Here is a 14,310-nt window from a genome sequence, read left to right on the forward strand (position 1 = left end):
CGACGCCCCGGTCTGGGCAATGACTGTGATTATGGTGCTGGCTGCATACCTGAGCTTTGCGGCACCACTCCGGACAAGAATGCAGCTTCTTCCCCGGGGAGGGGAAGCCGAAACGGCGCAGGATTCTTCCGCATCAACCAACGTTGACCCGGCAGCAGACGGGCTTCGCGATACGGCGATGATGCTGGAATTGGTGGCTTCGATGCTTGACGCCGGAGCCGGAATCGGGCGGGCACTGGAGCTTATTGCAAAGTGTGCCTCGCCTCCCATCAGGCAATCACTCCGGCCCGTTGTTGCCGCGCTCGCGATCGGCGCAGACTGGGAGACTGCCTGGCGGACGCCAACCAAGCACGCCCCTCAAGTGGTCCGCCTGAAGAATGCTTTGGCTTTTGCGGCCTTGACGGGTGCGCCGTCCGCTTCCATCCTCTATGCGCAGGCGGCGAGGGAACGGCGCGAGCAGTTCCGGGCCGCAGAGAAACGGGCAGCTGCCTTAGGCGTGAAGCTTGTGGTTCCTCTGGGCCTCTGCTCCCTTCCTGCTTTTATCTGCCTCGGCATCGTGCCGGTCCTCATCGCCATGCTTCCTTCCGGGTGAACCGTGGAGAAGGCCTCCGCAGCCACAACCATTCCTCCACACCCAGCCTGACAAGACGGGTTATCCACTTGCGGAGATCGCCTTCTTCCAGCCTTCTCCAGACCACGGAAGAGTCGGATTTGTCGGCAGAGAGCTGGCACTTCTTGAAAGGAAACCCACCGTGAAAACACTAGCCACCACGCTTCCGGGCCTTCTCAGTGATATGCCCCGGGACCGCTCGGCTCCCGTTGAAACCCTTCAGGCATCCACCGGGACGCCGGTGACAACCCAGCACGACGAACTCTCCGAGTACGAGCTCGAACCTAACGATCTGGAGCGATTCGAGCTTGAGGACGAACTTTTGGCGTTCGGACCCGGCTTTGAGGAACTTGCGGAGTCTGACAACGGGCCACTTGAGGACGAGGGCTTTTGGACAGGCGAGGGCTTCCGGACGGAGGAGGGCTTCTTGGCCAGGGTCAGCACACGGACAAAGCTGATGGGTTCGGAAATGGGTATGGCCACCGCTGAGTACGCCATAGCCACGCTCGCTGCCGTTGGGCTGGCGGGACTGCTGGTGGTCATTCTTCGGAGCGAAGAGGTCCGCGGCTTCCTGCTCAACCTGATCCGTACGGCGTTGTCCCTGCCATGACCGGTCTGCTGCCTGCCCGCGGGAGAGCGTCCCGGCATGGGAAGGAAAGGGGCGCTGTGACTGCAGAGTTCGCAGTGGCCTTGCCGGCCGTTGTGTTGCTCTTGGCATTCCTGCTGGCAGGCGGCGCCGCTGGTATTACCCAACTCCGGCTGGAGGACGCGGTGAGGGCGGGAGCGCGCGCGTTGGCCCGGGGCGAGGACGCCGGCTCGGTGGACGGGATCGTCAAGCGACTTGCGGGGGAAAGCGTTGCTTCGTCGCTTACTGACGACGGCGAGTGGGTCACAGTGACTGTTTCCTCGCCAGTGGGCGGGGCCTTGGGACCGATGATCCCCTGGACGTTGAAGGCCTCGGCATCAGCACGGGCAGAAGCGGGTACCCCGTGAAGACGCTCCGGCCGATTGCCCAGCACGAACGCGGTGCTGGCACGGTGCTCGCACTCGCCTTGGGCGCGGTGGTCATGGCTCTGATGCTTGGCCTGTTCGTCCTGGCGCAGGCCGGAGTGATGGCATCACGGGCCGCGTCTGCGGCGGACCTGGCAGCTCTTGCTGCCGCAGATTCTGCGAGGGGGCTAACTTCCGGGGAGCCCTGCGAAGTGGCAGCAGAGGTGGCCGGGAAACACGATGCAAAGATCACGTCCTGCACTGTGGCCGGCGGGGACGAGGTGGAGGTTGAAACGGAGCTGGCCCATCCCTTCCAGTGGGGCGTTGCCACTGGCCGCGCACGGGCAGGGCCTCCTCCGTAAGCGACAGAAAATGGACCGGATACTGCAGGAACGGCCTGGTGCCGGCTGTGTTGGCTGCCGTTCTTGGTTAGCTGGCGTCCTTCAACAAAACATCAAGGAGGGTGATGGCGGCTGCCTTGTCCAACGGGTTGTTCTTGTTACCGCATTTAGGGGACTGAACACAGGACGGGCAGCCGGCATCACACTCACATGCCTTGATCGCTTCCCGGGTGGCTGTCAGCCATATCTTGGCCTTCTCAAAACCTCGTTCAGCGAACCCGGCACCACCAGGATGGCCGTCGTAAACGAAGATCGTTGGCACGCCGGTGTCGGCATGCAGAGCGGTGGATACCCCGCCGATATCCCAACGGTCACTGGAAGCAACCAAAGGGAGGAGCCCGATTGCAGCGTGTTCGGCCGCATGCAGCGCCCCGGGGAACTCCGCTTCCACCAGCCCTGCACCGTGCAGGGAACGGTTGTCCACCACAAACCAGACGGCCTTGGTAAACAGGTCCCTGGCACCCAAATCGAGGGGTTCTTCGCCGAGGATCTCGTTGGAAATCAAGGCCTTGCGTTGGAAGGAGACAACTTGGGTGGTTACTTTGACGTCACCAAAATGCACGGTGATGTCACCCCACTGGACCGAGCGCAAAGTTTCAAGGACTTCGATCTGGGTCACATCCCGGGCCGTGGTGTAGAAGTCAGGGTTTACCCGGCGCACCATGACGCAGTGATCGGTTTCGTTGAGGTCCTCCACCAGGTAGCTGTCACCTTGGTGGACATAGATGGCACCCGTGTGGGCTTGATAGTGGGTTTGTGGCGAATCCATGGTTCCCAGGAGCGAGCCCGTTTCGGCATCGACGATGCTCACGGGTCCACCTCCGTCAGCCCGGAGGTTCACCATCCCGGCAGCGCTCTCAGGGTGCGTCCAGAACCACCCCGCGGGCCGCTTACGCAGGTATCCCTGAAGGACCAAACGGTCAAGGAGCCCTTCGGCGGTGGGGCCGAAAAGATCGAGCTCGGCCGGACCGATGGGCAACTCGGCCGCTGCCGCGCACAGGTGTGGTCCAAGGACGTAGGGATTGCCGGGATCGAAGACGGTGGCTTCCACGGACACGTCAAAGATCGCCTCCGGATGATTCACCAAGTACGTATCCAGCGGATCGTCACTTGCCACGAAGGCGGCAATGGCGTCCTGCCCTGCCCGGCCTGCGCGGCCTATCTGCTGAAAAAGGGAGGCCCGGGTGCCGGGCCATCCTGCCACCAGCACGGCATCAAGACCCGAAATATCGATGCCAAGTTCCAAAGCGGAAGTGCTGGAGACGCCCAGCAGCTGGCCGGACCTCAAAGCCTGTTCCAAGGCCCGCCGCTCCTCGGGGAGATACCCGGAACGGTAGGCGGCCACCCGGCCGGGAAGACTGGGATCCACTTCGTCCAGCAGTCTCTTGGTGATGGACGCAATGGACTCGGCGCCGCGACGCGACTTGATGAACGCGATGGTCCTGACACGGGAAGATACGAGGTTCGCAAGGATATCCGCAGTCTCAGCTACGGCCGTTCTCCGCTGCTTGGCACCGTTCTCACCTTTGACGTCAGTGAGTGCGGGTTCCCAGAAAGCCACCGTGGTGGAACCGTGCGGCGAGCAGTCTTCGGAAACTTCCCGGACGGGAGCACCGATGAGCCGCCCAAAGGAAACCCCGGGGTCCGAGGCTGTGGCGGAAGCGGCAATGAACACCGGTTCGGGGAAGGAGCTCCCAGCGCCGTAGTAGGCGCAGATCCGGCGGAGACGTCGCATCAGATTGGCCACGTGCGAGCCGAACACGCCGCGATAACTGTGTGCTTCGTCCACGATCACGTAGCGCAGCCGCCGGAAGAACCGGGCCCACCACGTGTGGTTGGGAAGGATGCCGAAGTGCAGCATGTCCGGATTGGCCAGGATGAAGTTGGCGTGGTCCCGGATCCAACGCCGGGACGAGACATCAGTATCGCCGTCGTAGGTTTCTGCCCGGACCGTGGGCAGTTTCAGGGAGCGGATCGCTGCGAGTTGGTCTGCTGCTAGGGCCTTGGTGGGGGACAGGTACAGCGTGACGGCGCCGTCGTCGTGGATCTTGCCGGGATCCGAGAGGACCCGCAGCTCGGACCGGTGTATCGCATCCAAGGCCGGCAACTGGTAAGCGAGCGACTTTCCGGAAGCAGTTCCCGTGGCGATGACCACGTGCTGTCCGGAATGGGCGAGGTCTGCCGCCTGGATCTGGTGCCGGTACGGCTCGTGAATGCCCAAGGTACCGTAGGCCGCCAGAACATCCGGGTGGACCCAGCTTGGCCATGGCTCGTTGACCGCTTTACGGGCAGGGATGGTGTGGACATGGCGGAGCTGCTCAGGGTCCGGCGTCCGGCCCAGCAAGGAGATCAATGAATTCGGTGCAGCCACCGAATCATTCTGTCACTGTGCGGGGACGCCAACGGCGGCACCCTGGGGCGCCGCCGTCGAGCATTGCTCTTTTACGGGAGTTTCTATGCTCCTGAGAGGTCCGAGCCTTCGGTTCCGCTGGACATCATCAGGACGTGGCACACCACGTCCCATCCCAGATGGGAGTAAAGCTTTTGGCCGTCCAAGGATGCCAGGAGCAGGCCGTTCTCAACATCGTGCGCGAACGCCTGCGCCGCCAGCGCCTTCATGATGAAACTGCCCAGACCACGGCGTTGGAAATCAGGTTCGGTAACGATCTTGTCGAAGATGGCTGTGCCGTTGACCACGTACACCCTGCCGCTGGCAGCTACCTGCTCGCCGGAATGGACCACCGCGTAATGGACACCGTTGGATTCCGAGGTAGCCAGCTCCAGATCGTCGTCAGGGAGCCACGGATCCTCGGCATCCTGAGTTTCCATGTCCACCACCATCATGGTCTGGGACGCGGAAGTCACGGTGAGTCCGCGCTGTTCAGCGAGGTATTTGTACCGTTGGACATCGTTGGTGAGGATCGTCAGGATCCGGGTGGAAGCCTCTGCCGTCTTGCCGGCCAAGGCGGCGAACTCTTCATCTGAGGGATCATGGGCGAAATACTCCCAGTCACCGGTTTTGTCGGTGCGAAGTGCGGCAGGGAAGCGGCCTTCTTGGCGTAGTTCATAGCCGCGGCAGCCGGACCAGCCGGCCACCCAGACTTCCAAGAGGTGCGCAATGTCTTCAACCAAGGCGTCTGGACTCATGTAGAGAGAGTATGCCAGCGCACCATGAAGCAACAGAGCCACGTCAGCCCGGGGATGGTTGCTTATGGAATTGTGACTTCCCGCCGGTGGTCCCGCAGTCAGCCTGCCCGGAACCCGGCGAAGAACCCTGCGCGAAAGGCGACGATTTTACTGCACCGAGTACCCTTTAACAGTGGCTTTGAACCGAATTGTGCTCTTCTATGGCTTTACCCCGATCGCCGACCCCGACGCCGTGCGTCTATGGCAGCGCGCCCTGTGCGAAAAGCTGGGTCTCACCGGCCGGATCCTCATATCAAAGGACGGCATCAACGCCACGGTGGGCGGCGAGCTCAACAACATGAAGCAGTACGTGAAGACCACCCGTGAATACAAGGGTTTTCACGACATCGACTTCAAATGGTCGGAGGGAGGCGCCGCGGATTTCCCGCGTCTCAGCGTCAAGGTCCGCGACGAAATCGTGTCGTTCGGAGCCCCCGGTGAGCTGAAAGTTGACGCGAACGGCGTGGTGGGCGGCGGGAAACACCTCCAGCCAGAGGAACTTCACGCACTGGTGGATGCCAAAAAGACCAGCGGCGAAGACGTAGTGTTCTTCGACGGCCGCAACGCGTTCGAAGCCCAGATCGGTAAGTTCAAGGACGCGATCGTCCCGGACGTCGACACCACGCACGACTTCATCAAGGAACTCGAATCCGGTAAGTACGACGACCTCAAGGACAAGCCCGTAGTCACGTACTGCACGGGCGGAATCCGCTGCGAAGTGTTGTCCAGCCTCATGGTCAACAGGGGCTTCAAAGAGGTGTATCAGTTGGATGGCGGGATTGTCCGCTACGGCGAGACGTTCAAGGATAAGGGCCTCTGGGAAGGCTCGCTCTACGTCTTCGACAAGCGCATGCACGTCGAGTTCAGCGAGGAAGCCAAAACTATCGGTGAATGCGTCCGCTGCGCTGCACCCACCAACAAGTTCGAGAACTGCTCCAACCTCAGTTGCCGTACTTTGACCCTGTACTGCGAGGAATGTGCCTCCAGTCCTGAAACTCTCCGCTGCCCCGGAGGCTGCGAAGCCGCCTGACGGTTGAGTCAGAGCCGGCTCACCCGATACGCGAAGTTGGCGTCCGATCTTGAGCCCACTGTGATGGACAGTATTGCGTCCTTTTCCACCTGGACCACGCTCACGCGAGCGTTGGCGCACCCCAGGGTCAGGTCCACGAGCTTGGCCTCGCCCAACGCGACGCTGAAGGTCACGCGTCGTGTCCCGCGGCAGGCCAGCGTCACCGCATACGTCCCGCCAGGCAACTGCACCGTCTGCTCAGACTTGGCCTCGCCGGGGTTGAGATAGCCGCTGCTTGAGAAGAAAGACTGCCCTTGGGACTCGGGCAACGCCAGTTTGGCCCACTCTTCGAGTGCCTCGCCGGTTACTGTTTCCTCCAGCGCCGGATCGGGCGGTAGAACCACATTGCCGGCAGTGGAAGTGGGGCTGGCCTCCGGCCTGCCATCCTCGTCATAGGTGTATTCGCATGCCGTCAGGCTGCCGCTCAGCGCAATAAGGATTACGACGGCGGCTCTCGCCGGCCGCTGTGGCATCACCGAGCGAGCTGCCTTGCTGCCCATGGACTGACTTTACGCCCATAAAGCCGCTGGCCAAAGGGTTGTCAGGGTGGGTGCCTGCGGGGGCCTAAGCGGCTGCCGGGACCACGTGGTAGGCGAAGATCAGCGGGGCATCCACACTGCTGGTAGAGATGCTGAAAGCGCCGGTGCCGGGCACTTTGATCTTCACCACGTCAAGGCTGCCATTACATGCTGCAGCCGCGTCCGCGATCTTGGTTCCGCCCGAAGAAACCGCAAAATAGGCCTTGCCTCCACCATCGCAAGCCATGGTGAGCGTGTAGCTTCCCGCCGGGACGTTGGGGGCGTCCTTGACCAACGGGTCCCGGTTGAGGATTTTTCCGGAGTCCTCCAACACCACGCCGCTCGCCGAAGGGAGGACCTTTTCCTTCCACGCAGGAACGTCGGCGTTTTCGATGTTGACCGGTGCCTGGCAGCCGCTGACTCCCAGCAAGGCCGCAGCTGTGATGGCAACAAGGCCCGCACGGCGCCTTGTGGAGGAGAAGTTGAGCATGCATCCAACGCTACCGGGTTCCCATGGGGGTGTTTGTCCACCCCTCCGCTTGTCCACCCTTCCCGTTTCTCCACATAGAGCAGGTTCAGCATCCCGGAGGACTCCGTGCCGCCCCTACACTTGCAAGGTGACTGACACAGCTTCCTCCTTTACTTCCGGCAACACCGACGATGCTCCGCGCAGCGACCTCCCCGAACTGCTGTCGGCGCTCGCCGCAGATCTTCGTGCTCTCTCCTACACGGTGGACGGCGTGGCTGAACTTTTGGGCGCATCAGCCTCGGAGGCACTTGGCAGGGACCAACTCATTCCCGCGCTCCTGGCCAGTGAGCGGCTCATGAATTCCGAGGACCCATTAGTCCGGTCTTCGGCGGTGGTTGTCCGTCTTTGGCTGTTGGCCGTTCCACAGTCCGCGGCGGACATCGATTCCGCCCTCCCCGGTATCCGTGCGGAGGGACTCGCGGAGTTGGGACTGGTCACTGTGGACTCCGGGATGGTTACGGCCAAAGTGGACCTTCGCCCCTACGGCTGGGACGCCAACACCGATGGCAGTGGCGGCGCGGAGCTCTGGGTTGCCAGCGACCTCGCAGCGCATCAGCAACCGGGAGTGTTGAGGCATGACCACGTGCTGGGAATCGGTCGTGCCTCCACAACACTGGTCCAAACCACGTTCAGGAAGCACAGCAAACGAGCGCTGGATGTTGGCACCGGCTGCGGTATCCAAACGTTCCATTTGCTCCATCACTGCGAGCACGTGACGGCCACGGATATCTCTGAGAGGGCGCTCGCCTTTACCCGTTTCAACCTTCTGCTGAACGCCGCGGAACTGGAGCTGGACCCCAAGAACCTGGAGGGCAGGGTGAGCCTCCGGCTTGGCTCGCTCCTTGAACCCGTAAAGGGGGAGCAGTTCGGGTTGGTGGTATCGAACCCTCCTTTCGTTATTACTCCGCGAACGGGCGGCGAGTCGTCGTCGGACCAGTTCACGTACCGCGACGGCGGTCTGCCCGGCGACGAAATAGTGGCTTCCCTTGTACAGTCCCTCGCGGAGGTATTGGAGCCCGGTGGAACAGCGCAAATGCTGGGCAACTGGGAGATAACCTCTGGTTCGGACTGGAAGGACAGGCCCCAGGCGTGGCTCCGGAACGCGGGTTTGGACGTCTGGTTCATTCAACGGGAACAGGTTGGCCCTGAACAATACGCGGAGACCTGGCTTCAGGACGCTTCGCAGAACCGCGAGGATGGGCAATACCAGGAAGCGTACGCAGCCTATTTGGATGATTTTGCGTCCAGAAACGTTGAGGGTATTGGCTTCGGCATGATCTTGCTGCGACGTCCGGAGGAAGCGCTCGGGGCCGTCATCAACCGCTTCGAGGAAATTACTTACCCGATCGAACAACCGATCGGACCTCATCTGGGTGCCGCCGTGGATCGGGCTGACTGGGTGGCTGCAGAGTCGGTTCCTTTGGCGCACCTGGTGGTTGCCGAGGATGTCACGGAGGAAAGGCACCAGCGCCCAGGGGCTGCTCATCCCGGAGTCATCCTCCTGAGGCAAGGCGCCGGCCTTCGGAGGACCAATCTGCTGAGCACTGAACTGGCCGGTTTCGTCTCCGCCTGCGACGGCCAACTGTCAGTCCGGCAGATCGCCTCGGCTTTGGTTTCGCTCCTGGGCGGAGGCGAGGGCTTCGATGAAGAGGCGTTCCGCGAAGGGCTCATCCGCGATGTCACCAACCTGGTGCTGGACGGATTCCTCCTTCCGGACCCGGCGCGGGTCAGCGAGTGATCCGGAACACGGCGCGCTCATCAACCGCCGGACCTCCGGGAAGTGACCCTGACTACACTGATGAAGTGACTGTGAACAAGGAAACATCCCAAGCGTCAGGAGACGTTCCCCGGCGGAAACGTGCCGAGAAGACTGTTGAGATCACCGACCCCAAGGCCATCCGTGCTTTGGCGCATGCCGCCCGGCTTGAAGTTATCTCTGAGCTCTACGCCACACAGGTCAGTCACACAGCCACCGAACTCGCGGCCAGGACGGGTCTGACGCCGAGTGCCATGAGCTACCACCTCCGGGCCCTTCAGAAGTGGGGGATCGTGGCCCCTGCGGAAAATGCGGGAGACGCCAGGGAACGCCGCTGGAAGGCAGCTGGAACAGACTTCACCATCTCGGGAGGCAGCGTTGCCAGTCCTGAGATAGCCGTGGTGGACCTTGAATTGGATGCCTTCCGACGCCGGGCTTCTGCTTTCGCCAAAGCCCGCGGGGAACGTCGGCAACGCGGGGAAGCCGGTGAAGAGCCGGCAGCGGTTGTTCTCTCCAGCAACCTGCTGTACCTCACCAACCCACAGCGCAGGGAACTTTTGGACAGGATTCGTGCGGTTCTGCGGGAGTACGAACTTGAAGATCCCACTCAGATACCCGAAGGTGCCGAACGTGTGGCAACCTTGTGGTCAATGATCCCGGATGACCGCGTAGCGCCTGGTCAGTAACAGCCCCGTCGGGCCGTTGAATGTCCGCCCTGGTTTCCGCACCAAAACGCAGGATTCTGCAAACTATGGTGAACTAGGCCAGTATGGGCACCAGCCCAATTACACATTTTTTCTGTAGGAGCACCGTGCCCAGCAAGGCAAAAACCGGCAAGAAACTCGTGATCGTGGAGTCTCCCGCCAAGAGCAAGACCATCGCCAAGTATCTCGGCGAGGGCTTCATCGTCGAGGCTTCGATCGGCCACATCCGGGATCTCCCGCAGCCGTCGGACCTCCCTGCCGAGCTGAAGAAGACCTCGCTGGGCAAGTTCGCCGTTGACGTCGAAAACGACTTCAAGCCGTACTACGTTGTTTCCCCGGATAAGAGGAAAAAGGTCGCCGAGCTCAAGGCACAGCTGAAAGACGCTGACGCGCTCTACCTCGCAACCGATGGGGACCGCGAAGGCGAAGCCATCGCGTGGCACCTCCTGGAGGTCCTGAAGCCCAAGGTTCCCGTTTACCGCATGACCTTTGGTGAAATCACCAAGGAAGCCATCCACCGCGCCATGGACAACCTCCGGGACGTGGACACAGCTCTGGTGGACGCCCAAGAGACGCGTCGTATTCTTGACCGCCTGTACGGGTACGAGATCTCCCCGGTGCTGTGGCGCAAGGTGGCCCGCGGGCTGTCGGCCGGCCGTGTTCAGTCCGTGGTGACCCGCATGGTGGTGGACCGCGAACGTGAACGCATGGCCTTCCGGGCAGCGTCCTATTGGGACCTCACAGGCCAGTTCGGTTCGGACTCGGGCTCGTTCAAAGCAAAGCTTGCCGCCGTGGACGGCTCCAAGGTAGCCAGCGGCCGGGACTTCAATGACAACGGTCAGCTGACGTCGTCCAACGTGGTGCACCTCAACGAGGAACTCGCAACGTCTCTGGCTGCAGGCCTGGAAAACGCTGATTTCCGCGTCCGCTCCGTAGATACCAAGCCGTACACCCGCCGCCCTGCCGCGCCGTTCACCACCTCCACGCTCCAGCAGGAAGCCGGCCGTAAGCTCCGCTTCTCGTCCAAGAGCACCATGCAGGTTGCCCAGCGCCTGTATGAAAACGGCTACATCACCTATATGCGTACGGACTCGTCTGCCTTGAGCGATGAAGCACTCACCGCAGCGCGCCGTCAGGCTTCCGAGCTTTATGGTCCCGAGTATGTTCCCCAGAGCCCCCGCGTTTATGCCAACAAGGCTGCCAACGCCCAGGAAGCTCACGAGGCCATCCGTCCCGCCGGAGACTCTTTCCGTACACCGGCGCAGGTTGCCAAGCAGCTGAGCGGCGACGAGTTCCGCCTGTACGAGCTCATCTGGAAGCGCACCGTGGCCTCCCAGATGGCTGACGCCAAGGGCTCCACTGCCACCATCCGCCTCGGTGCGGTGGCCGCTGATGGACGCGACGCCGAATTCTCCGCTTCCGGTACGGTCATCACCTTTCCCGGCTTCCTCGCAGCCTATGAAGAGGGCAAGGACGAGAGCCGTGGTGACGACGAATCCGACGAAGCCCGCCGCCTGCCGAACGTTGCCAAAGATGATTCCCTCACGGCTTCGGACATCGTGGCGGTTGGCCACGAAACATCGCCGCCGCCACGCTACACGGAAGCATCCCTGACCGCTGAGTTGGAAAAGCGGGGCATCGGCCGCCCGTCCACGTACGCGTCCACGATTTCCACTATCCAGGACCGTGGGTACGTCCGTAAGCAGGGCTCAGCTTTGGTTCCCAGCTGGATTGCGTTCTCCGTGATCCGCTTGTTGGAGCAGCACTTCACGGACTACGTGGACTACGAGTTCACCGCAGACATGGAAGGCGACCTGGATAAGATCGCCAACGGCCAAGCAGTCGGCGCTGCCTGGCTCAAGCACTTCTACTACGGTGAAGATGCTGATCCCGGCCTTCTGAGCATCGTGAATAACCTTGGCGAAATCGATGCGCGCGAGATCAATTCCGTGCCCATCGCAGAAGGCATCACGCTGCGGGTGGGCAAATTTGGCCCGTACTTGGAAAGTTCCATCCCAACCCTTGACGCGAAGACGGGCGAAGTAGTTGAGTCCGCGCGTGCCAACGTCCCCGAGGAACTCGCTCCCGACGAGCTCACGGCTGCCAAAGCCAAAGAACTTATGGAGACTGCGGCCCCCGAGGAACGCGTTCTGGGAACCGACCCTCACACCGGCCACACCATCGTTGCCAAAAACGGCCGCTATGGCGCCTATGTCACCGAGATCATCCCTGAGATGACCGAGGAACAAATCGCCAACCAACCTGTTGAGTATTACAAGAACGGCAAGCCCAAGCCCCCCAAGAAGCCGGTGAAGGCCAAGCCGCGCACGGGTTCACTGTTCAAGTCCATGACCGTGGATTCGGTCACCTTGGATGAAGCCCTTGCGCTCATGAGCCTGCCCAGGGTCCTCGGCGAGGACGCGGACGGCAACCCCATCACGGTGCAGAACGGCCGCTTCGGTCCTTACCTGAAGAAGGGTACGGACTCCCGCTCCATCGGTTCAGAAGAGGAAATCTTCACGATCACCCTCGAACAGGCTCTGGAGATCTACTCGCAGCCCAAGCAGCGTGGCGCCCGCGCCTCCGTGCCTCCGCTGGCCGAGTTCGGTCCGGACCCCGTATCCGAGAAGAACATCGTGGTGAAGGAAGGCCGCTTTGGCCCGTACATCACTGACGGCGTCACCAACATCACCGTCCCGCGCTCAACCTCACTCGAGGAGCTGACCCGGGAACAAGCCGTGGAGCTGTTGGCAGAAAAGCGTGCCAAGGGACCGGTCAAGCGGACCACCGCCCGCAAGGCACCGGCCAAGAGGGCGACAGCCAAAAAGTAGTCGGTATGGTGGCCGGGGCAGCACCTGCGAATTGCGTCCCGGCCGCCATCGTGGTCGAGTAGAACCATGACTGAACAGACGGTTTCACCGGACAACGAACCCTTGAACGACCTCGAGGCCAAGCTCGCCTCGGCCGAACAGCCGGACGCAAACCCGGTGGACGTTATCCTCGCTTTCCTGAACAACGAGGTCTACCTCGTCAGCTCGGAAGCCGTGGACGGCCCGGACTCCTCAGTAGAGCCCCTGGTGCTCTCCAATGCGGACGGACAGCCCGTTCTTGCCGTGTTCAGCCACCCGAGCCGCGTTGATGAGCGCTTCCTCGAAGCAGCCCCGCACGTTCTGGGAACCATGGGGTCAGCGATCCTCGGCAACATCGGCGATGAGCTGGGCATGGTCATCAACCCCGGAAGCGAATTCGGCTTCGAAATCGATCCCGAGGGCATTGCGAACATTCGCCGCGACTTCAAGCGCGCCGACGAAGCCGGGGAGCCGGCCGAATAGGGCCCGCCCAAGCTGTCGGCAACCAATCCGTCAGCGAAACGTCGCCGCCAAGTTGCTTCGCAGGCTTCGAATCGGTGAATAATGGCAGAATGCGTCTTGGCGTTCTCGACATCGGGTCCAACACCGTCCACCTACTGCTGGTGGACGCTCACCCCGGCGCGCGCCCGGTAGCTTTTGCTTCCCACAAGCGCCCGCTTTCACTGGTGCAGTACCTCGACGGCGATGGCAACATCAACGATGCCGGCCAGCACGAGCTCATCGAGTTCGTCCTGGAAGCCTGGGAGTTTGCGGCCAGCCACAAGGCAGAGGACCTCCTGGCGTTCTGTACCTCGGCCATTCGCGAAGCCACCAATGGAGCAGAAGTTCTGGCTCGGGTCAAGCACGAAACCACGGTGACCCTCCAGGAACTCACGGGCAGCGAAGAAGCCTCCATGACCTTCTTTGCCGTACGCCGTTGGTACGGATGGGGCGCCGGTCCTATCCTCGACCTCGACATCGGCGGCGGCTCCTTTGAAATGGCGTACGGAACGGATGAACTTCCTGAGTACGCCACGTCCGTTCCGTTGGGGGCCAGCCGTTTGACCCGGGATTGGCTCCACGACGATCCGCCCAGCGCCAAGAGCGTGAAGGAGCTGCGCCGGTATATCCGGTCCACGCTGAAGCCAGTGGTCCGGGACTTCCACGATCTGGGCCGGGCGAATCTGGTGGCGGGAACGTCCAAGACGTTCCGCTCCTTGGCGCGCATCGCCGGTGCGGCCCCCAGCGCTGCCGGGCCGTACGTGAAGCGCGAGCTCCATGCAGCGGATCTGGGGCTGTGGGCACAGCGTATTTCGGCCATGACCGTGGAAGACCGGCTGTACCTACCCGGTGTCTCCGATGCCCGTGCCCGCCAATTGCTGGCGGGGGCCCTGGTTGCTGAAGCGGCGCTGGAACTCTTCGAATTCCCCAAGATGGAGATTTGTCCCTGGGCTCTCCGCGAAGGCTTGATCCTGCGCCGCCTGGACCAATTGGTCTTTGAGGAAGCACTGGACCCGGCGCCCCACGTGGGGAAGCGCAAGAAGGACAAGTCCAAGAAAAAGGCAGCTAAGGAAGCCGGCAAGGCTCCCGATAAAGATGAAGAACCCCACCCGGGGTTCACAGAGTTCCCGGTCCCTGTCAACACACCGTCCCCAACACCGGTCCCAGCCCCTGTGGCAGGCGGGCTGGCCTCCTGAG

Annotated in this window: 14 protein-coding genes; 10 read left to right on the forward strand and 4 right to left on the reverse strand. The window is 62.0% G+C overall.

The features are described 5' to 3' along the window. Positions 1-19 precede the first annotated feature (19 nt). From ACIQH5_RS19880 to ACIQH5_RS19895, 4 genes are all read left to right on the forward strand, one after another. Positions 20-592, forward strand: coding sequence for a type II secretion system F family protein (locus ACIQH5_RS19880; RefSeq protein WP_400406794.1), 573 nt, complete (start codon positions 20-22; stop codon positions 590-592). A gap of 160 nt (positions 593-752) precedes the next feature. Continuing rightward, a complete protein-coding gene (locus ACIQH5_RS19885) occupies positions 753-1,220 on the forward strand; it encodes a DUF4244 domain-containing protein (RefSeq protein ID WP_400406796.1) in 468 nt (155 codons plus the stop codon). A gap of 56 nt (positions 1,221-1,276) precedes the next feature. Next, the gene (locus tag ACIQH5_RS19890; RefSeq protein WP_400406798.1) at positions 1,277-1,603 is read left to right on the forward strand and encodes a TadE family type IV pilus minor pilin; all 327 of its coding nucleotides are present in this window, start codon (positions 1,277-1,279) and stop codon (positions 1,601-1,603) included. Beyond that, positions 1,600-1,962, forward strand: a complete 363-nt coding sequence (locus ACIQH5_RS19895) for an Rv3654c family TadE-like protein (protein ID WP_400406800.1) — start codon at positions 1,600-1,602, stop codon at positions 1,960-1,962. The genes ACIQH5_RS19890 and ACIQH5_RS19895 overlap by 4 nt, the downstream gene beginning before the upstream one ends. Positions 1,963-2,029: 67 nt before the next feature. Here ACIQH5_RS19895 and ACIQH5_RS19900 read toward each other — a convergent pair whose 3' ends face one another. Both ACIQH5_RS19900 and ACIQH5_RS19905 read right to left on the reverse strand, forming a co-directional pair. Further along, complete coding sequence (locus ACIQH5_RS19900) at positions 2,030-4,372, reverse strand: DEAD/DEAH box helicase (RefSeq protein WP_400406802.1); 2,343 nt, start codon at positions 4,370-4,372, stop codon at positions 2,030-2,032. A gap of 83 nt (positions 4,373-4,455) precedes the next feature. Next, entirely contained in the window at positions 4,456-5,148 is a 693-nt protein-coding gene (locus ACIQH5_RS19905) for a GNAT family N-acetyltransferase (protein WP_400406804.1), read from the reverse strand. Positions 5,149-5,320: 172 nt separating this feature from the next. Between ACIQH5_RS19905 and ACIQH5_RS19910 the strand changes: the two genes are divergently transcribed. Then, the gene (locus ACIQH5_RS19910; RefSeq protein ID WP_400406806.1) at positions 5,321-6,217 is read left to right on the forward strand and encodes a rhodanese-related sulfurtransferase; all 897 of its coding nucleotides are present in this window, start codon (positions 5,321-5,323) and stop codon (positions 6,215-6,217) included. 8 nt (positions 6,218-6,225) lie between these two features. On the opposite strand, the gene ACIQH5_RS19915 is transcribed toward ACIQH5_RS19910, so the two are convergent. Both ACIQH5_RS19915 and ACIQH5_RS19920 read right to left on the reverse strand, forming a co-directional pair. After that, positions 6,226-6,756, reverse strand: a complete 531-nt coding sequence (locus tag ACIQH5_RS19915; RefSeq protein WP_400406808.1) for a hypothetical protein — start codon at positions 6,754-6,756, stop codon at positions 6,226-6,228. Between the two features lie 64 nt (positions 6,757-6,820). Beyond that, the gene (locus ACIQH5_RS19920; protein ID WP_400406811.1) at positions 6,821-7,264 is read right to left on the reverse strand and encodes a hypothetical protein; all 444 of its coding nucleotides are present in this window, start codon (positions 7,262-7,264) and stop codon (positions 6,821-6,823) included. Between the two features lie 127 nt (positions 7,265-7,391). On the opposite strand from ACIQH5_RS19920, the gene ACIQH5_RS19925 reads away from it, so the two are divergent. The 5 genes from ACIQH5_RS19925 to ACIQH5_RS19945 all read left to right on the forward strand — a co-directional run bounded on the left by ACIQH5_RS19925 (position 7,392) and on the right by ACIQH5_RS19945 (position 14,309). Continuing rightward, a complete protein-coding gene (locus ACIQH5_RS19925; RefSeq protein ID WP_400406813.1) occupies positions 7,392-9,041 on the forward strand; it encodes a methyltransferase in 1,650 nt (549 codons plus the stop codon). Next, entirely contained in the window at positions 9,038-9,745 is a 708-nt protein-coding gene (locus ACIQH5_RS19930; RefSeq protein ID WP_400406815.1) for an ArsR/SmtB family transcription factor, read from the forward strand. The genes ACIQH5_RS19925 and ACIQH5_RS19930 overlap by 4 nt, the downstream gene beginning before the upstream one ends. 125 nt (positions 9,746-9,870) lie before the next feature. After that, a complete protein-coding gene (topA, locus tag ACIQH5_RS19935) occupies positions 9,871-12,594 on the forward strand; it encodes a type I DNA topoisomerase (RefSeq protein WP_400406817.1) in 2,724 nt (907 codons plus the stop codon). Positions 12,595-12,660: 66 nt separating this feature from the next. Continuing rightward, positions 12,661-13,095: an SseB family protein gene (locus tag ACIQH5_RS19940; protein WP_141281152.1), complete on the forward strand. Its 435-nt coding sequence runs from the start codon at positions 12,661-12,663 to the stop codon at positions 13,093-13,095. 89 nt (positions 13,096-13,184) lie between these two features. After that, the gene (locus ACIQH5_RS19945; RefSeq protein WP_400406819.1) at positions 13,185-14,309 is read left to right on the forward strand and encodes a Ppx/GppA phosphatase family protein; all 1,125 of its coding nucleotides are present in this window, start codon (positions 13,185-13,187) and stop codon (positions 14,307-14,309) included. The last annotated feature ends 1 nt before the right edge of the window (position 14,310 follow it).

It is taken from the genome of Paenarthrobacter sp. NPDC091711, from assembly GCF_044756605.1.
Lineage (GTDB): Bacteria > Actinomycetota > Actinomycetes > Actinomycetales > Micrococcaceae > Arthrobacter.